Source organism: Saccharophagus degradans 2-40, from assembly GCF_000013665.1.
GTDB lineage: Bacteria > Pseudomonadota > Gammaproteobacteria > Pseudomonadales > Cellvibrionaceae > Saccharophagus > Saccharophagus degradans.
This window is the reverse complement of the sequence record NC_007912.1, coordinates 1,842,737-1,860,675: the sequence shown is the minus strand read 5'-3', so window position 1 is coordinate 1,860,675 and position 17,939 is coordinate 1,842,737. Positions and strand designations below refer to the sequence as shown.

Here is a 17,939-nt window from a genome sequence, read left to right as displayed (position 1 = left end):
CAATTTGACGTGTATTAGTTGTTGGCAAACTCTATTTGTAACACAAATAAACAAACCAAATACCCCACCAATAAACCGCAGGGCAACTATAATAAAAAGGTATGTTAATACACCGCCCTATAGGCAGTTAGCTTGCGCCACCTAACCACACACAAACAGGAACAGCATGATAGGCCTACTTAGGATAAGAGCAATAAGGTTAATATTAATGGCATATGTGGCTTGGGCACTGCCCGCAAAGGCATCGGCCACCGAGCAAATAAGCCCAGCTACCAAAATAGTCATTACCCGATACTGTGGGCAGTCTATTACCCCAGGTAATGCGCACATTGAAAAACTTATATATTTAGCTTTTTCAAAACTCAACATCCAGCCTACATTCAATAATGTTAACCAATACTGTAGCCACTCAAGGGAAGTAAAATTTTTACAGGAAGGTAAAAGCGATATTCTGTGGGCAACCACTACAGCAGACTACGAACAACAGCTTATTCCTATTCGCATACCAATATATAAGGGTTTGTTGGGCTACAGAATTGCGCTTATTAGAGCTGAAGATAAAGGTAAATTCGCGCATATAACCACCCTAGAACAACTGCAAACGCTGCGGTTTGGGCAAGGTGAAGGCTGGGCAGACACAGCCATTTTAAAGGAAGCAGGGCTAAAGGTGACCGAAAGCTCTGATGTGCATAACTTGTTTAACATGCTGCGTGCGGGCCGTTTCGACTTGTTTCCTCGGGGTTTAATGGAGCCCTGGGAAGAAGTAAAACAACTGCCCACAATGAACTTTGCTGTAGAAGAACACATACTTATTGTTTACCCGTTACCGGCATATATTTTTGTGTCCCCTAAGCGCCCCGAACTCGCCAAGTTAATACTTACAGGCCTAGAGTTAGCAATCCAAGATGGCAGCTTCGACAAACTTGTAATGGCAGACCCAAACGTTCAACAGGCGCTTAGGCTTGCGAATATTAAGCAGCGAAAGATTTTCTATTTAGAAAACTCTACACTAACAAAAGAAACACCGTTAAGTAATAAAGCGTTATGGGTAAACCTTAAATAGAGGCTTTGCATTGATGACAAACCTGCAAGCGGCTAACACAATACTTAATACTATTTTGCGCAGATGCCCCCACCCTTGCTTAACAACTTGGCCTGCAATAATAGTGTTCGCGCTAACGTGTAATATCGCAATTGCAGCCGATACCCAATCGCCTAATCCCGCACAGAAAACCAACCCACCTGCACACTACAACCTTACCCACTATTGCGGCGAATCCGACAATATGGGAAACCAATATATAGATAAGCTTATTGAACTCGCATTCTCTTACCACCCTGCAACGGTAAGCATCGAAACCCTCGGCAATAGGTGCAGCCACGCCCGCGAGAAAAAGCTACTAGAAGAAGGTAGGTCGGACATTTTCTGGGCTGCAACAACCAAAGAATTTGAAGCTACTTTAATTGCAATTCGAATCCCCATTTTTCGAGGCCTGTTGGGCCACCGAATAGCCATTATCCCAAGGGAACACCAAGGTAAATACGCGAATGTAACCACAATGGAGCAAGTAAAGAAGCTTACTATTGGCCAAGGGCTGGACTGGACAGATGCACGAATTTTAAAGGCCAACGGGTTTGACGTTACCGAAAGCGCAGATGTGGAAAACCTTTACCGCATGCTACTAGCAAACCGCTTTGATTTATTTTTAAGAGGTGTAATGGAGCCTTGGGATGAAGTAAATCAACACCCACAGTTACCCCTCGCGGTTGAACAAAACTTAATGTTTATATACCGCATGCCTGCATACTTGTTTGTCACCCCCAAAAAACCCGACGTAGCAGCAATAATAGAAAACGGGCTATGGCAGGCGCTAGAGGATGGCAGTTTTGATAAAGTATTAATTAACGACCCCTTCTTTAAAGAAGCCCTACAAAAGCTCAATGCAAAAAAACGCACCATATTTTATTTAGATAACCCACTGCTACTGGACACCGCACCGGTTGATGACCCAAGGCTTTGGTTAGACGTAACGACATTAAACGCCGCTGCGAACTAATCCCCACTGCTACCTCTTTAACAACACAGTTATTCGTTGCGTCAATAAAAAAGCCAGTGGACACTAAGTTCACTGGCTTTTAAGTAACAACTTAATACACGTTACTAGCTTTTAGGTCTGGGCCTGCGATTAATACTCTTGCCACCGCTATTTGCTCGGCGGCTAGGGTGCTCTGGCTTTTTAGACATTGCATTCTTGCGCCCGGCAAATGGGTTTTCGCTAGATTTAAATTCAAATCGAATTGGCGTGCCGTGTAGCTCTAACTCTTTACGGAATATCTTTTCTAAGTAACGCACATAGTTTTTAGGCACAGCTGCCGTTTGATTACCGTGAATAACAATAATGGGCGGGTTTTGACCACCGGCATGGGCATAACGCAACTTAATACGACGCCCATTAACCAACGGCGGTTGATGTTGGCTAACAGCAAATTCCAAAATTTTAGTTAAGAAATTTGTATTTAGTTTTTCGGTAGCTGATGAATAAGCCTTGTGAACAGACTTGTACAGGTCACCTACTCCAGTACCGTGCAACGCAGAAATAAAATGTAAATCCGCGAAGTCTACAAACTGCAAACGACGACTAAGCTCAGTTTTCACATAACTTTTGTGGTCGTTATCGAGGTTATCCCATTTATTAAGCGCAACCACTAGCGCGCGGCCAGAATCGATAACGTGCCCCATTAGGTGAAGGTCTTGATCTACAATCCCCTCTTGCGCATCCATCACTAAAATAACAACGTTGGCGTCGTCAATCGCTTGTAGCGTTTTTACAATGGAGAATTTCTCTACACTTAACTTAATGTTTTTTCTGCGTCGAACACCCGCCGTGTCGATGATGGTATAAGCTTTTCCATCGCGCTCATATTCGATGTAAATACTATCTCGCGTAGTGCCGGGCATATCGTAAACCACTACACGATCTTCGCCGAGCATGCGATTCACCAAGGTGGATTTACCCACATTGGGGCGACCAACAATTGCAAGCTTAATACCCTTGGCTTTATCCTCTTCTGAAGCCTCGGCTTCTGGCTCGACGTTTTCTAATACCGTGTCGAGCATGGTGTTTATGTTGCGCCCATGGGCCGCAGCAATACCAATTACATCGCCTAAACCCAGCTCAAAAAATGGCGCGCACACAATGGATTCGTTAACACCATCAACTTTGTTGGCTAGCAAGAAAATAGGCTTATTGCAGGTACGCAGGTGTTGAGCGATTTGCATATCGGCCGCGGTTAAGCCTACGCGGGCATCCACTATAAATGCCACCATGTCGGCTTCTTCGATGGCTTGCAGCGACTGGCCAGCCATATAGGAATCTATCCCCTCCTCTTCACCACTAATACCGCCGGTATCGACAACGATAAAACGTTTGTCGCCATGGGTTGCTTCACCGTATTGGCGATCGCGTGTAAGACCGGAAAAGTTAGCCACAATCGCATCGCGCGAACGTGTTAGACGGTTAAAAAGGGTTGATTTGCCCACATTGGGGCGGCCAACTAAGGCCAAGGTTGGGATCATTAGTTACTTCTCAAAAAGGTATAAACGCAATAAGGCCGCAGAAAGCGGCCCTTTGCTAGATGACTATTTAGCAGGCTTAGCTTTATAAAAACTTAGCACACCATCATCAGAAAGTAAGATTAAACCATCTTTATAGCTAACAGGTACCGAACGGAAACCGTCGCCAGAAGGCTTAATACGCGCTACAAATTGGCCGTTTTCCCTATCAACCACATGCATGTAGCCTTTTTTGTCTATCGCTGTAATGTAATCACCCATTACACCTGGTGCACTTAAATCGCGGCGAAGCATTTCTGCGTTTTCCCACACAGTACCGCCATTGCTCGCGTTGTATGCTACTAGACGGTCGTCTTCTGTTGCCACGTATACGGCATTATGCGCAACAGCTGGGCGCACATAACTGGAGGCATCGCGTTTCCACAACACTCGTCCGGTACCGCGAGCAATCGCCATTACAGCACCTTGGTACGAGGTGGTGTAAACAAAAGCGGAATCGACCACAGGGGTGCCGTCTATATCCACCATTTTTTCTAAATCGTGGCGTCCCTTCGGCTGAGCTACACGCACTTCCCAGCTTACAGAACCATCGCTGGCAGAAAACGCTAGCATCTGGCCATTATCAAAAGCACTCAATACCTGCGTACCACTTATTACTGGCGCAGCCGTTGTGCGCAGCGTAAGTACTGGGGCTATATGATCGTGCGACCAAAGCGGTTTACCGGTTATCGCATCATAAGCAAAAAGGCGGGCATCAATAGTACTTGCTACAGCAATGCTACCGTCTGATTGCGGTGGCGCTAATACTTCGCTGCTAGCTTTAGAGCGCCATTTCAAATCGCCAGTTTTTGCATCTAACGCAACAACTTCACCTTCATAAGTACCTACCAGTACTAAGCCGCCACCGGCGCCCACAGCACCAGAAACCGGCTCGTCTAACTCGTGTTTCCACAGGCGCTTGCCAGTTTCCACGTTGAAAGCGAATATATTCCCTTCGGTATCAGATGCAAAAACAGCATCATCTAATACTGCAGGTACGAATACTGTGTAGCGGCGATCTTGGCCTTTGCCCACTTTGGCAGACCAAACGCGCTCCACTTTCACCGTAGATTTAAATTTAACTAACTCTAACGGCTTTAAGTTTTCGCTTTCTTTATTGGACGAGCAACCACCCAACGCAAGTACGCAGGCGGTAGCTAATGCCCATAATTTAAACTTCATTAAACCCCCTCCGGGCTAACAACTGCTTCGGCAGCTTCCGCTTCTGCGGCTGCAACATCTTCCGTTTTACTTGCTTGTATTTTTAAATCTAATAAACCGCGACGACTGTATTGTGCGCTAGTTAAGCCGTTAAGCGCTTCGTTATAGGCAGTGTGCGCGGTAGGTAAATCACCTTGCGCCAAAGCAATATCTCCGCGAATTTCGGCGTAAAGTGCTTTATAGGCTTCTTGCTCGGTACTGCCCACAAGGGTAGATGCTTCAGCGTATTTACCTTGCGCTGCATAAACCTTGGCCAAACGCGCTTTTGCTAAGCCCACAACAGATTCGTTTGCAGGGCTTGCAATTACCGCATTCAAAGCAGCTTCCGCTTCATCTAACTTACCGCTCTCTACAGCAAGGCGAGCAAGCAATAAGTTAGACATATCAGCATACAAACTACCGCTAAACTCACTAGCAATAGATTGCGCTTCTAACTGTGCATCAGTAATAGCATCGGCAGATAACTTTTGGCCTGGTTGGGCCTCTACCTTTTCTAGTAAAACCTGAAAAGCTGCAGAGCCTTCTTGAGCTCGAGCTTCTTTATAATCGCCCCAATATGACCAACCTGCATAGCCAACAATTAAGATCACTACGGGCAATACAATAGAGGCCCAGTTTTCACTCCACCAGCGCTTGATTGCTTCGATTTGTTCTTCTTCTGTAATGTGGTCTGACACGGTGTTCTCCTAAGCCAATAGATCTAGTAAATCTGTTTGTTTTATTGTGGTTTGCGGTTGGTCCTTACGCAGATACTTCAGCGTCACCTCCTGTGCTGCCACTTCGTTTTCACCCAGAATAAGCGCCACATCCGCACCACTGCGATCTGCTTTCTTCATCTGGTTTTTAAAGCTGCCGCCCCCGCAGTGGGTTTGCACCCGCATTGCAGGGAAGCGATCTCTAATTTGTTCAGCTAAGCTGAAAGCTGCTGGGGCAACATCGCCAACTGCCATGATGTAGACATCAAGTGTTTGAAATATTTCCTCAGGCAGTACATTCATTTCCTGAAGCAGTAACACGAGGCGCTCTATTCCCATACCAAAGCCCACAGCAGGCGTGGGTTGACCGCCAAGTTGGTTCACCAAACCGTCGTAGCGGCCGCCAGCGCAAACGGTGCCCTGTGAGCCAAGCTGGGTAGTAACCCACTCAAATACGGTTTTGCCATAGTAATCTAAACCGCGCACAAGCCGCGGGTTAATGGTATAAGCCACACCGGCTGCATCCAGCAAAGCCTTTAGCTGCTCAAAGTGCGCCAACGATTCATCATCAAGGTAATCTAGCAGGCTTGGAGCTTCATCTAATAAAGCCTGTGTTTTAGCCTCTTTACTATCCAAAATTCGCAGCGGGTTAGAGCCTAAACGACGCTGGCTATCTTCGTCTAGCCTTTCTTTATGCTGCTCTAAAAAAGCGACAAGATCGGCTTTGAATTTGGCACGTGCGTCACTCGACCCCAAGCTATTTAACTGCAACTCTACTGCCGAGCTTATGCCCAACTCTTTCCATAAACGCGCCGACATAATAAGCAGCTCTGCGTCTATATCTGGGCCATTTAAGCCAAAAGCCTCTACACCAAACTGGTGGAATTGACGCAAACGGCCCTTTTGAGGCTTCTCGTAGCGAAACATTGGCCCTTGATACCAAAGCTTTTGCGTAAGCGTACCGCGATTAAACAGCAATTGGTTTTGCTCGCAGGCGCGCACACAACTGGCGGTACCTTCTGGGCGCAGCGTTAAGCTTTCGTCATTGCGATCTTTGAAGGTGTACATTTCCTTCTCAACAATGTCGGTTACTTCGCCAATTGAGCGCTTAAACAGCTCGGTTTGCTCTAATATTGGAAAGCGAATTTCTTGGTAGCCATACCGTTTAAACAGTGTGGTTACTGTAGATTCTAAATACTGCCAAACGGGGCTATCCTGCGGTAGAAGGTCGTTCATACCGCGCAATGCTTGTATCTTTTTCAAACTTTTTAAACCTTAATTTCTATTGGCCGGTAGCGTTTTATACGCTACACCTTGGCGATAATATCTTTTTCTTTGGCTTCTTTTTCAGCTGCCTGCTTACGAATAAGTTGCTCTAGGCTATCAACTAAGTTCTCTTGTTCAAACTTCTGACTGGGCACACCATTAACATAAACTAAGTTTTTAGGCGTACCACCGGCCAAGCCCACATCCACCTCTTTAGCTTCGCCTGGGCCATTTACCACGCAACCTATTACTGCCACATCTAACGGCGTAGTGATATCTTCAAGGCGCATTTCTAGTTCGTTCATGGTTTTTATCACATCAAAGTTTTGACGCGAACAACTTGGGCAGGCAATAAAATTAATGCCCTTAGAGCGCAGCTTTAAACTTTTTAATATGTCCCACCCTACTTTTACTTCTTCTACAGGATCGGCTGCAAGCGATACGCGAATAGTGTCACCAATGCCGTCCATTAACAGCATACCTAAACCCACTGAAGACTTAACCGTACCGCCACGCAGGCCACCTGCCTCGGTAATACCTAAGTGCAGTGGTTGCTCTATTTGCGTTGCCAGTTTGCGATAAGCCGCCACCGCCATAAAAACATCTGAGGCTTTAACACTAACTTTGAAGTTTTGAAAATCGTACTTATCTAAAATTTCTACATGGCGCAATGCTGATTCAACCAACGCATCTGGCGTGGGTTCGCCATACTTGGTTTGCAAATCTTTTTCTAGGGAACCGGCATTTACACCTATACGAATAGGTATATTTAAATCGCGCGCCTTATCAACAACGGCGAGAATACGTTTTTCTCGGCCAATATTACCTGGGTTAATACGCAAGCAATCCACACCTAAATCGGCTACGCGCAAGGCAATGCGGTAATCGAAATGAATATCTGCTACCAACGGAATGCTTACACGCTTACGAATTGCACCAAAGGCTTCGGCCGCATCCATACTAGGTACAGAAACACGCACTATGTCGGCACCGGCCATTTGTATACGCTCGATTTGCGCAACTGTGGCCTCCACATCGGTGGTCTCGGTGTTGGTCATACTCTGAATAGTTATGGGGGCGTCGCCACCCACAGCAACATCTCCCACCATTATTTGGCGAGACTTTCTTCGTTTAATTGGCGATTCAAATTGCATAACTACAACACCTAATTTAACACGTAAAATTATTGGCTACAGAGTGACTAATTAGCGACTGTAAAACGCAAGGTTTTGCGCCCAGGTCGCGGTTGTACTTCTATTTCGCGATCGTTCATTTTTACAGCTACCGCCCTTGCATTACCCAGCATAATTTCAAACGGGGCTTGGTCTGCTAGCGTTAACGTATCTGCTGGCGTTTGCACTGCGGCGAAAATAATTTTTCCGCTCGCGTTTTTAATTTCCACCCAGCAATCGTCGGTAAAAGTAAGCACAAGCTCATCGAGCGCTGCAGGCTGCCCCACAGCGTTTGCCGGCGCACTATTAACCCTCTCAACAGCCTCAGGGGCTTGCACCTGTTGTGTTTGCACTTCAGCAGCTTCTATAATGCTGGTATCTTCAATGCTTTGCTCAACAATATCGACTTGTTGCTCTGTTTCTACCTGTGCCGGCTCCTCGATAACTTCTGGCGCTGGCGTTTCGCGTTTAGCTTCTACTTGCGCTGGTAGCTCCTGCTCTTCTTGTTCCCGGTCTACACTTGGCACAAATACCAAAGTGCCTATCAGCCACAGGCCCACTAATAGCGCGAGTATCCACCACGCTGGAATAGCCTTTAATTTATTAATTAACTGGCCCTGTGGCACATCAACATGGGCGGGCACTGGCTTTAGTACTTTTTCACTTTTTGGTTTTGGAGCTGTATCAGGCAAAGGCTGCTCGGTTGTAACCAATACGTTTGGCAACGCCGATTCGCCTATTTGCGATTTATATTCATTTACTAATGCATCTGCATCCACACCCAACCAAGTGGCGTATTTGCGAATATAACCAATCACAAATGTTTCTGTACCTACTTTGCGGTACTGCTCTTCTTCTAGCGCCTGCACCTTGCTTACAGTAATAGCACTAAGCTTGGTAAAGTCTTCTATATTTAATTTTTTCTCTAAGCGTATAGCTTTTAGCTTTGCACCAACGCCATCGTTTGGCGATGCAGTTAATTCTTGTGATTCTGACATAAGCTTAACTTTATCTGTGGCATTCATGGGTTATTCGCTTAAAACGATAACACCCCTTTAGGCAGTTCCGAGACTAACCGGCTTGATCAATCAAGCGCGCAGTTCAATATTATTGATTCTCCTCTATCAAATTTTTGTACTCTAAATACTCTTTGGAATACGGGTGCATATTTTTTAAAGCAAGCGCGTAACTGGCTTCTTTATCTTTGTTTCCAAAAATTCGTTCAATACGAATGCCCAACCATAAGCTACGCGGAGTTTGGCGATTATTAGAACGCACAAATTGATCTAAATATTTTTTAGCGCTCGCGTAATCTCGTTCGGCAAACGAGTACTCAGCCAACTCAATAGCCGCTGGTGCCAAGCGTGGATTGAGGTTTAACGCGTGCTGAAAAGCGGCCAAAGCACGCACTTCATCACCTATTTTTTGTGACGTTAACCCCACAAAATACAAAGCATTAGCACGGCTTTGAAAGGTTAAATCTTGGCTGGCCATTTCGAAGTGTTCTTTAGCTTCTTTGTAGCGCTCCTGCTCAAACAGAAAACGGCCATAGCTAAGCTCTACCCCTGCCATAGAAAAATCCGCCCGGCCTTTTAGCGCTTTTTGAAAGCTTTTCTCTGCAGCTTCCACTTCACCATTAAGCTGGTGTACCAAAGCCAAACCTTGGTTAGCCTCGGCAGATTTTTTGTCTGTTTCCAGCGCTTTACTAAATGCGCGCAAGGCGTTTTCTCTATCGCCTTTTTGTAGGTAGGTCATGCCCAATTTAACATTGGCTTCTAATGCATCTTGAACATTAATTTTGCTTTTGGGCTCGTTGGTGGTTGTTACACACGCGCCTAGCACTAGTAACAAACCTGCAATTACAGCAACCTTAATATGTTTAATCATGCTTAGCTCCATCGTTAACTGATTATTATTTTTTGTTATTGCCTAACCGTTAAACGTAATTGAAACGTCTGCCTCGTCGACAAGCTTCACGGGAATAATATCGGCATTAGAAGCATCCAATGCATTTTTATCAATTTTATAGCGCTGACTTCGCTTAGTGCGGTCGTTTACCTGCCCTGCCAATTGGCCGCACGCCGCGTCTATATCGTCGCCGCGCGTGGTGCGAACAGTGGTGGTGTAACCCGCGTCAATAAGTATCTGCTGAAAGCGACGCAATGCATTGTTACTTACACGCTTGTAATTGGATAAATTAAACGGGTTAAACGGAATTAAATTAATTTTAACCGGTATATCTTTAAGCAATTCTGCCAACTCGTGAGCGTGCTCTGGCCGGTCGTTTACCTGATCGATTAACGTGTATTCGATGGTCATTTTACGACGCACATCTGGCAAGCCATCAATATAACGCTTTGCCGATGCCAATAGCATTTCGATTGGGTATTTTTTGTTAATAGGTACCAGCTCATTGCGCAAGGCATTATTCGGCGCATGCAACGATATGGCTAAACACGCATCGGTATACTCGCCCAGCTTATCTAAAGCGGGTACCACACCCGAGGTACTCAGCGTTACACGACGCTTAGACAAGCCATAGCAGTTATCGTGCATCATAAGGTTCATAGAATCGACAACATTGTCGAAGTTTAATAGCGGCTCGCCCATACCCATCATTACTACATTGGTAATTTTGCGCTGCGCCCCAACCCCAAATTGATTGAACGACTTCGCCGCCTGCCAAACCTGACCGATAATCTCTGCTGCAGTCAGGTCGCGGTTGAAACCCTGCTTACCCGTTGCGCAGAAGCTGCAATCTAACGAGCACCCTACTTGAGACGACACGCACAACGTGCCGCGATCGCCATCTGGAATGTATACGGTCTCGACCGCGTTGCCGCCACCTACGCGAATTAAGAACTTGCGCGTGCCGTCACTGGAGTCCCACTGATTAACCACTTCTGGCGCAACCGCCTCGGCCACCTGCGAAAGCTTGTCTCGCAAAGGCTTGCTGATATTGGTCATTTGCTCAAAATCGGTAACACCCATTTGGTGAATCCACTTCAGCACTTGGGTTGCACGGAAGCGTTTTTCACCCAAAGAGTCAAAAAACGCCTCTAGCTTGGCTTGGCTTAGCCCCATTAAATTTACTTTGGCTGGAGCAGCAGTAGATTCTACAGTCACGGTGTGCGGTACCTCAGGTTGCCCTATTGGGCGTAATTAGCGTGGACAGATTTCACTAGCGTCGAAAAAGTAGTTAATTTCGCGCTCGGCAGAAGCAGGCGAATCTGAGCCGTAAACGGCGTTGCGACCCACTGAATCGGCGAAATCCTTGCGCAAAGTGCCTTCGGCAGCTTCGGCAGGGTTAGTGGCGCCCATAAGTTCACGGTTTAAGGCAATTGCATTTTCGCCTTCAAGCACCTGTACCACTACTGGGCCAGATGTCATAAATTCAACTAAACCGGCAAAGAACGGGCGACCTTCATGCTCGGCGTAAAACCCACGAGCCTTTTCTTCTGTTAGGTGCATCATTTTAGCGGCTACAATTTTTAAACCTGCTTTTTCAAAGCGGCTGATCACTTTGCCGATAATATTTTTTTCTACAGCATCAGGTTTTACAATCGATAGCGTGCGCTCAATAGCCATTAAATATTGCCTCCGGGCATATTTGTCTTAAATTAGGTCCAATTTCGGCCAAAAAGTGGTTACATTTCTAGCCATCGAACAAAAGTGGCAGATTATACGTGTATTGCGTGTAAATTAGTATGCAAAGTCAACAAAATCAAAGGGTTCCATAAACCAATGAAGAGACTAAATATAATCGCCCACACCCCCTCTGAAAATACAGTAAAACTGCGCGATGCCATTGTGGCTGGAGCGAGCGATAAAGCCCTTAAAACGGTGGAAATAGTCACCTCTAGCCCACTAGAAACCAAGCCCGAGCAACTGCTAACGGCAGACGCTATTGTTCTGTTCACACCCGAGAATTTTGGCTATATGAGCGGTGCGCTTAAAGACCTATTTGACAGAAGCTTCTATAACATATTGGAGAAAACCCAAGGCCTGCCCTATGCCTTATGTGTTCGTGCAGGCAAAGACGGCACAGGCACCGTGAGATCTGTAGAATCGATCACCAAGGGGCTCAATTGGCGCCAAATACAACCACCACTTGTATTAAAAGGGGAATACCACCCAGATTTTGAACATAAAGCGCATGAATACGGTCAAATTATAGCGGCGGGACTCGAAGTCGGGCTCTGGTAGCCGTAAACTGCTCCCGCATTGCCACCCTTAAACGCTAAGTTACAACCTTCTGGTTAAAAGGATCTAAGCATTATGAAATGGGCTATTCGCTTGCTGTTTACCCTGCTGTTACTCGCTGTATTTGCAATAATTGGCCTAGCTGCTCTCATACTCACCTTAGATATAAACCGGCTAAAGCCCATTATTCAAACTCAGCTAGAGAAACAAGACATTAGCGCCACATTTACTGGCGACCTAAGCTGGACTCTCTACCCCTCTCTTGCCATTAAAGCGAATGACATTGCGCTTAAACACGCACAAAACAACCAAAATTTAGCTCAAATAGGCGGGGCGGTTTTTTCTGTTAAATTGATGCCGCTATTACAACGCAACATTGAAGTAAATGAGCTTTCGCTTACCAACAGCGAAATATGGTACGCACCCAATACGCTTGAATTACTTAGCGGAAACACCACAACTGCACTCGCAACGAATAATAGTGACAACCCGAGCAACGAGAGCGAGTCAGCCTCGCAACAAATAAATTTAGCCATATTAAAAGTGGCTGCAAACAACGTAACAGCCCATGTAACGGGCGAAGATAACACCACAAGCGACTTCACCATTGAGCAATTTACAGCCTACGATATTAACTTGGAGGGCCAAAGCTTTCCGCTTGAATTAAAAACAATCATTGCGCTTCCACAACAGCCCGTAATACGCACATTTGCCGCCGGTCGCATCGCGATTTCGCCAAGCACCAGCTCCCTCACCTCGTCCGAGCTAGAGGCAACTATAGAGTTTGGCGCAGCACAGGCCGCACAAAGCAAAAATGCTCAGCTAACGGTAACAACTGCAAACACTACGCTTAATTGGGCACAAGATTTAGACCTTACAACCACGCTAGCTATTAGCTCGCCGAATGTACGCGACCTGCTAAAAGCACTAAATATAGAAATAGATACCCACAACCCGCAGGTATTAAACGGGCTTGAAATCAACAGCGATATAACCCTAAAGCAACAGCAATTAGCGTTAGATAACATTAAGCTCTCGTTAGACAAAACACGCGCGACAGGCAACATCAAAGTAAACCTTGCCCAAAACACCGGTCTACCACCTACTGCCGTTAACCTCGCCATTGGCGAAATTAATGTGGACGACTATTTGCCCACACCTGTAGATGTAGAAACCGCGCCAACTGACAGTGCCCCCACGCCGCTGCCTATTGAGCTAATAAATCAACTCACAACCCAAGCAAGTGTTAGCATTGAATCTGCCACGGTTAAAAAAATTGCAATCAGCAAAATCGCAACCGAAATAGAAGCCCATGCGGGTAACATAAATATTAAAAAGCTTAACGCTAAATTATTTGATGGCGAGATAAACACTAACGCCGTCGCCCGCACCAATAACGATTCCCTAGCTATTAGCGGTGAAACGAAGGTTAAACAACTAGATTTACAAAAAACGCTTATCCACTTTGCCGACTTTAAAAACATAGAAGGCAATGCCAATAGTACCGTACAATTTAGCACCAGCGGTACTACCGACAAACAGCTCACAGACAACCTAAGCGCCGATACAGAAGCGACCATTCCAAAGCTTATTTTTTCGCCTTTCAACCTAGAAAAACAATATTGCGAAGCGCTAGCTTGGATAGAAGAAAAACAAGGTAAAACCAACGCTGACCAAAACATCGCAGCTAAGCAATGGCAGGCCTACACGCAGCTAGAGCCCGTAAAACTGGCAGCCAACTTACGTGGCACAGAAGTAAATGTAAGCACATTAAGTGCAGACATCGAAAAAATTCAAGCGGCAGCTAAAGGCACGCTCAACTTTGCGACGGGCGCGTTTTCGTTTCCTATCGACCTCTCGCTGGCCAACTTTTCTAGCGCGCCAGATAGCTGCAGCAATATTGATAAAAAATGGCGTGAGCTATCCCTGCCACTTATTTGCAAAGGCAAACTCGACAGTATAAATGCCAAAACATGCCTGCCAGATACCAAACGAATAAACAAAATTATTGAGGCAAAGGTAAACGCCAAAGTAAATGAAGCGAAAGAAAAGGCAAAAGCCGAGCTGGATGAAAAGCTAGAAAAAGAGAAAGCCAAACTTAAAGAACAGGCCGACGATAAAATTAAAGATGCTCTCGAAGACCTTAAAAAAGATAAAAAAGCTAAAGAACTCGAAGATAAACTCAAGCAACTATTAGGTAACGGAAAATGAAACGGAAAACAAACACAATAAAGCAGCTTCTCGCTCCTAGCTTTTTGCTCGCATGTACCTTCACAGCAAGTACTCATGCAGCAGAAGAGTCGGCGCAATGCCCTAGCTACCTAGATCACAGCTTTAAAAAGCTACACAGCACGCAAACCGTTAACTTGTGCGAGTTATACACTGGCAAGCCACTGTTAATAGTAAATACCGCCAGCCATTGCGGTTACACCAAACAATTTGGTGGCCTAGAAAAACTTTACCAATCCTACAAAGACCAAGGCCTGCAAGTTATCGGCTTTGCATCGGATGATTTTAAGCAAGCGGCTAAATCTGAAATGGAAGCAGCCACTATTTGCTATAAAAACTACGGTGTTACTTTTACCATGCTGGCCCCAACTACCGTAACCGGTGAAAAAGCGAATGCCGTGTTCAGCCACCTGAACGCTAACACCTCCGCACCATCATGGAACTTCAACAAATATCTAATCACTAAAAACGGGCAAAACATCGAAAAGTTTAATAGTGATGTGACCCCTCTTGCATCAGACCTAGAGAAAAAAGTGCAAAAAGCGCTCTAATAGCGATCACAAAGTATTCATTATGCGCGTAAAGCTATTTATTAGCGGTAACGCGCACCTTTTACAAAAAACTCTTTAAGCTCGGTACGATTTTTGTATTGTACTGCCTAACGATACTTTGGCCTCAGAATTTTCCGAGGCCCAATTTACTTTAGGAGCGCACATGCGACTGGCTTTATTACTTATTCTTTCTTTGGTCGCAACGGATTGCTTGGCTTTCACCATGGGAGATGCGATAAACATTTCGGGCAGACAACGCATGCTTTCGCAGCGTATTGCTCAAACCTACCTGCTAAAAGCGATACAACCAGACGTCGCCCACCACCAAAAACGCTTAGATAGAGCAGTAAACGAATTCCAGCGCAATTTAACTACGCTCCAAGCATTTGAAGAAGCACAAAGCTTACAGCCACAATTAAGATTAGTGGCTAACCTGTGGCAAGATTACAAAGTATTAGCGCAAGCACCTGTCAGTAAAGAATCGGCCGAAAAGCTACTCATGTTAAGTAATCAAGTGCTCACCGAAGCTCATACCTATGTACAACAGCTACAAACACTTGCCAATCACTCTAGCGCCGAGCTGGTGAATATTTCCGGCAGGCAAAGAATGCTTTCCCAGCGCATTGCTAAAAATTACCTAGCCTACTATTGGGAAATAAACAAAGAAGGCAGTCTGTCGAATTTATTCGCAGACCTAGAAGAATTTCAGAACAAGCTTGAATACCTAATGGCAAGCCCATACAACACCGGTGAAATTAGCCAAAAGCTAGAAAAAACGATGGGGCATTTTGAATACGCATCGAAGGGTTTTGACGGTGAAATGCGTATTCAAGGCAAACGACTTGTAGACGTAACTATTGGCACAACCGACACCATGCTCTACAACATGGACGGCATAACAAAGCTGTATGCAGCGGTGCTGGATGCAGAGAAAAACAAATAACACCTGCGCAAAATTGTGCAGCAATACGCCTAATTTACTTTAGGGTTCGTATCGCCTTTAGTTTGTTGCTTACCACTATCTAACGCAACATGCTTAAAGGCGTATACGCCAGCATAGGCCATAAGCCACAGCAACAACAATACAGTTATAACACTCGCCACAATTACCCAATCAATTACCATACCGGCCTCCTGAAATTACCTTGCGGGCTGATTTAACAGCACTCTATATGTCATAGCATATCTCGCTGGCGCCAATACGGTTTTGACCCGAATCAAAAAACTGCGTGTTTAGCTAATTCTTAGGTACACTAAGCGGAACAGAGTTGAATTGGGCACCTTATGTATAGCGTAATCAAAACACTGCATATTCTTAGCGCCACAGTACTATTTGGCACTGGCCTAGGCATTGCTTTCTTTATGTTTATGGCCCAGCGCCACAAAGATATAAACGTAAGAGCATTTGCAGCAAAGTTAACCGTTACGGCCGATACGTACTTTACCTTCCCTGCTGCAATCGCCCAGCCTCTTACTGGAGCCTACCTGCTCTACCTTTCGGGGTTACCGGTTTTCTCGCCTTGGCTAAGCTTATCCTATGTGCTTTACATTGTTGCTGGCGCATGCTGGCTACCCGTTGTGTTAATCCAAATTTCGATACGCAACCAACTACTACATTGCCAGCAACAAAACCTACCGCCACCTTTACGGTATACCACGCTAATACGCTGGTGGTTTTGGCTTGGTTGGCCCGCATTTTTATCGTTTATAGGTATTTTTTATTTGATGGTCTCCAAGCCCTACTTTTAAAAGCGTTAAAGCAACCAAAGTAAAAGGATTAACGATGAATAACACTGTACTAATAATTGGCGGCTACGGAAACTTTGGTAGGTTTATTTCTACTGAACTGGCCAAAACCAGTGGTATAAAACTCGTTATTGCAGGTAGAAATGTAAGCAAAGCACAGGCGCTTATTCAACAATTAAAAACCTCGCCAAAAACCTGCGCGCAGATAGAGGCTTGCGAACTAAATATTTACCACAATTTGGCGGAGCGCTTAGCCACGCTAAAACCAACTGTGGTTATACATACCTCAGGGCCATTCCAAAACCAAACCTACCATGTAGCCGAAGCATGCATTCAAGTAGGCGCTCACTACATTGACCTAGCAGATGCCAGGCAATTTGTTGCAGACATAGCAGATTTAGATAAAGCCGCAAAAGCAAAGAACGTACTAGTATGTGCGGGTGCAAGCTCAGTACCGGCATTAACCAGCGCAATTATAGATAACTATTTACCGATGTTTGACCAGCTTGAAAGCGTGGATTACGCCATAGCTACAGCGCAACTTACCAACCAAGGGCTAGCGACCACCGCTGCCGTTCTAAGCTATGCAGGCAAACCCTTTTCGCAATTAAAAGCAGGTAAACCGCATACTGTGTTTGGCTGGTTAGACACTCGTCGGCGCGAGTTTTGGCAGCTAGGGGCTAGGTTACTTGGTAATTGCGATATCCCCGATTTAGCCCTCTTCCCGCAGCGCTACCCATCTATAAAAAATATTCGCTTTCAGGCAAGCCTAGAGGTGAAGTTACTCCACCGCTGCCTTGCTATTTTTTCTGGCGCGGTGAAATTGAAATTGTTGCCGAACATCCAGTCGTGGGCAAAAACGCTTCTTGGTATTTCGCGACTATTTGATTTTTTAGGCCACGATAACAGCGGCTTTTATATGGCGTTATCCGGCACATGCAATGCGCAACCAAAAACTGTTTTGTTTGAAATTTCGGCAAAACACGGTGATGGCCTTTATATTCCTTGCATACCTTCTATTTTACTCACCCAAAAACTACTAAGTGGCGCAACCACAGATCGTGGAGCCAAAGCCTGCATGGGGTTAATCACACTAAACGAGTATTTACACGCATTAGAGCCGCTAAAAATTGGTTGGCGAGAAACTTTATAAAATATTTTCTACAAAATTAAAACAAGCACATATATTGCATCTAGCTTACAAAAAACATAATCGCGCGCAATTTAGTTAACACAGTGTGTA

General features: G+C 45.4%; 18 protein-coding genes. 8 read left to right on the top strand and 10 right to left on the bottom strand.

All coding sequences use genetic code 11. The annotated features are described in order from the left end of the window. Positions 1-208 precede the first annotated feature (208 nt). Both SDE_RS07540 and SDE_RS07535 read left to right on the top strand, forming a co-directional pair. Positions 209-1,063, top strand: a complete 855-nt coding sequence (locus tag SDE_RS07540; RefSeq protein ID WP_158303864.1) for a substrate-binding periplasmic protein — start codon at positions 209-211, stop codon at positions 1,061-1,063. Positions 1,064-1,076: 13 nt separating this feature from the next. Continuing rightward, positions 1,077-2,057, top strand: a complete 981-nt coding sequence (locus SDE_RS07535; protein WP_011467921.1) for a hypothetical protein — start codon at positions 1,077-1,079, stop codon at positions 2,055-2,057. A 104-nt stretch (positions 2,058-2,161) separates the two neighbouring features. On the opposite strand, the gene der is transcribed toward SDE_RS07535, so the two are convergent. From der to ndk, 9 genes are all read right to left on the bottom strand, one after another. Then, a complete protein-coding gene (der, locus tag SDE_RS07530; protein ID WP_011467920.1) occupies positions 2,162-3,577 on the bottom strand; it encodes a ribosome biogenesis GTPase Der in 1,416 nt (471 codons plus the stop codon). Between the two features lie 63 nt (positions 3,578-3,640). Further along, entirely contained in the window at positions 3,641-4,795 is a 1,155-nt protein-coding gene (gene bamB, locus SDE_RS07525) for an outer membrane protein assembly factor BamB (protein ID WP_011467919.1), read from the bottom strand. Next, positions 4,795-5,511: a YfgM family protein gene (locus SDE_RS07520; protein ID WP_011467918.1), complete on the bottom strand. Its 717-nt coding sequence runs from the start codon at positions 5,509-5,511 to the stop codon at positions 4,795-4,797. The genes bamB and SDE_RS07520 overlap by 1 nt, the downstream gene beginning before the upstream one ends. Positions 5,512-5,520: 9 nt before the next feature. Beyond that, positions 5,521-6,792 carry a histidine--tRNA ligase gene (hisS, locus tag SDE_RS07515; RefSeq protein ID WP_011467917.1) on the bottom strand — a complete coding sequence of 424 codons (1,272 nt, stop codon included), beginning with the start codon at positions 6,790-6,792 and terminating at the stop codon, positions 5,521-5,523. A gap of 44 nt (positions 6,793-6,836) precedes the next feature. Then, positions 6,837-7,949, bottom strand: a complete 1,113-nt coding sequence (gene ispG, locus SDE_RS07510) for a flavodoxin-dependent (E)-4-hydroxy-3-methylbut-2-enyl-diphosphate synthase (protein ID WP_011467916.1) — start codon at positions 7,947-7,949, stop codon at positions 6,837-6,839. A 47-nt stretch (positions 7,950-7,996) separates the two neighbouring features. Next, entirely contained in the window at positions 7,997-8,992 is a 996-nt protein-coding gene (locus SDE_RS07505; RefSeq protein ID WP_011467915.1) for a helix-turn-helix domain-containing protein, read from the bottom strand. Positions 8,993-9,074: 82 nt separating this feature from the next. Beyond that, complete coding sequence (gene pilW / locus SDE_RS07500; RefSeq protein ID WP_011467914.1) at positions 9,075-9,854, bottom strand: type IV pilus biogenesis/stability protein PilW; 780 nt, start codon at positions 9,852-9,854, stop codon at positions 9,075-9,077. Between the two features lie 42 nt (positions 9,855-9,896). Further along, on the bottom strand, positions 9,897-11,093 hold the full coding sequence (gene rlmN / locus SDE_RS07495) for a 23S rRNA (adenine(2503)-C(2))-methyltransferase RlmN (protein ID WP_011467913.1): 1,197 nt from the start codon (positions 11,091-11,093) through the stop codon (positions 9,897-9,899). A 36-nt stretch (positions 11,094-11,129) separates the two neighbouring features. Beyond that, positions 11,130-11,555 carry a nucleoside-diphosphate kinase gene (ndk, locus tag SDE_RS07490; protein WP_011467912.1) on the bottom strand — a complete coding sequence of 142 codons (426 nt, stop codon included), beginning with the start codon at positions 11,553-11,555 and terminating at the stop codon, positions 11,130-11,132. Positions 11,556-11,711: 156 nt separating this feature from the next. On the opposite strand from ndk, the gene SDE_RS07485 reads away from it, so the two are divergent. From SDE_RS07485 to SDE_RS07470, 4 genes are all read left to right on the top strand, one after another. Further along, a complete protein-coding gene (locus SDE_RS07485) occupies positions 11,712-12,173 on the top strand; it encodes a flavodoxin family protein (protein ID WP_011467911.1) in 462 nt (153 codons plus the stop codon). 72 nt (positions 12,174-12,245) lie between these two features. After that, entirely contained in the window at positions 12,246-14,381 is a 2,136-nt protein-coding gene (locus SDE_RS07480; protein ID WP_011467910.1) for an AsmA family protein, read from the top strand. Beyond that, on the top strand, positions 14,378-14,950 hold the full coding sequence (locus SDE_RS07475; RefSeq protein ID WP_011467909.1) for a glutathione peroxidase: 573 nt from the start codon (positions 14,378-14,380) through the stop codon (positions 14,948-14,950). Before SDE_RS07480 ends, SDE_RS07475 begins: the two co-directional genes overlap by 4 nt. Before the next feature lie 163 nt (positions 14,951-15,113). Further along, positions 15,114-15,893: a type IV pili methyl-accepting chemotaxis transducer N-terminal domain-containing protein gene (locus tag SDE_RS07470; RefSeq protein ID WP_011467908.1), complete on the top strand. Its 780-nt coding sequence runs from the start codon at positions 15,114-15,116 to the stop codon at positions 15,891-15,893. Positions 15,894-15,922: 29 nt separating this feature from the next. Here the strand turns inward: SDE_RS07470 and SDE_RS22855 are convergent, their stop codons facing one another. After that, positions 15,923-16,075, bottom strand: coding sequence for a hypothetical protein (locus SDE_RS22855; protein ID WP_158303863.1), 153 nt, complete (start codon positions 16,073-16,075; stop codon positions 15,923-15,925). 159 nt (positions 16,076-16,234) lie between these two features. Between SDE_RS22855 and SDE_RS07465 the strand changes: the two genes are divergently transcribed. After that, positions 16,235-16,699 carry a DUF2269 family protein gene (locus SDE_RS07465; protein ID WP_011467907.1) on the top strand — a complete coding sequence of 155 codons (465 nt, stop codon included), beginning with the start codon at positions 16,235-16,237 and terminating at the stop codon, positions 16,697-16,699. 34 nt (positions 16,700-16,733) lie between these two features. After that, positions 16,734-17,849: a saccharopine dehydrogenase NADP-binding domain-containing protein gene (locus SDE_RS07460; RefSeq protein ID WP_011467906.1), complete on the top strand. Its 1,116-nt coding sequence runs from the start codon at positions 16,734-16,736 to the stop codon at positions 17,847-17,849. Positions 17,850-17,939: the final 90 nt, after the last annotated feature.

Bases quoted from the DNA above. Each gene is read 5' to 3' on its own strand.
- pilW (WP_011467914.1), bottom strand. From the start codon at position 9,854: ATGATTAAACATATTAAGGTTGCTGTAATTGCAGGTTTGTTACTAGTG.
- ndk (WP_011467912.1), bottom strand. From the start codon at position 11,555: ATGGCTATTGAGCGCACGCTATCGATTGTAAAACCTGATGCTGTAGAA.
- SDE_RS07535 (WP_011467921.1), top strand. From the start codon at position 1,077: ATGACAAACCTGCAAGCGGCTAACACAATACTTAATACTATTTTGCGC.
- SDE_RS07465 (WP_011467907.1), top strand. From the start codon at position 16,235: ATGTATAGCGTAATCAAAACACTGCATATTCTTAGCGCCACAGTACTA.
- SDE_RS07475 (WP_011467909.1), top strand. From the start codon at position 14,378: ATGAAACGGAAAACAAACACAATAAAGCAGCTTCTCGCTCCTAGCTTT.
- SDE_RS07505 (WP_011467915.1), bottom strand. From the start codon at position 8,992: ATGAATGCCACAGATAAAGTTAAGCTTATGTCAGAATCACAAGAATTA.
- SDE_RS07460 (WP_011467906.1), top strand. From the start codon at position 16,734: ATGAATAACACTGTACTAATAATTGGCGGCTACGGAAACTTTGGTAGG.
- SDE_RS07485 (WP_011467911.1), top strand. From the start codon at position 11,712: ATGAAGAGACTAAATATAATCGCCCACACCCCCTCTGAAAATACAGTA.
- der (WP_011467920.1), bottom strand. From the start codon at position 3,577: ATGATCCCAACCTTGGCCTTAGTTGGCCGCCCCAATGTGGGCAAATCA.
- bamB (WP_011467919.1), bottom strand. From the start codon at position 4,795: ATGAAGTTTAAATTATGGGCATTAGCTACCGCCTGCGTACTTGCGTTG.
- SDE_RS07470 (WP_011467908.1), top strand. From the start codon at position 15,114: ATGCGACTGGCTTTATTACTTATTCTTTCTTTGGTCGCAACGGATTGC.
- SDE_RS07540 (WP_158303864.1), top strand. From the start codon at position 209: ATGGCATATGTGGCTTGGGCACTGCCCGCAAAGGCATCGGCCACCGAG.
- ispG (WP_011467916.1), bottom strand. From the start codon at position 7,949: ATGCAATTTGAATCGCCAATTAAACGAAGAAAGTCTCGCCAAATAATG.
- SDE_RS07480 (WP_011467910.1), top strand. From the start codon at position 12,246: ATGAAATGGGCTATTCGCTTGCTGTTTACCCTGCTGTTACTCGCTGTA.
- SDE_RS22855 (WP_158303863.1), bottom strand. From the start codon at position 16,075: ATGGTAATTGATTGGGTAATTGTGGCGAGTGTTATAACTGTATTGTTG.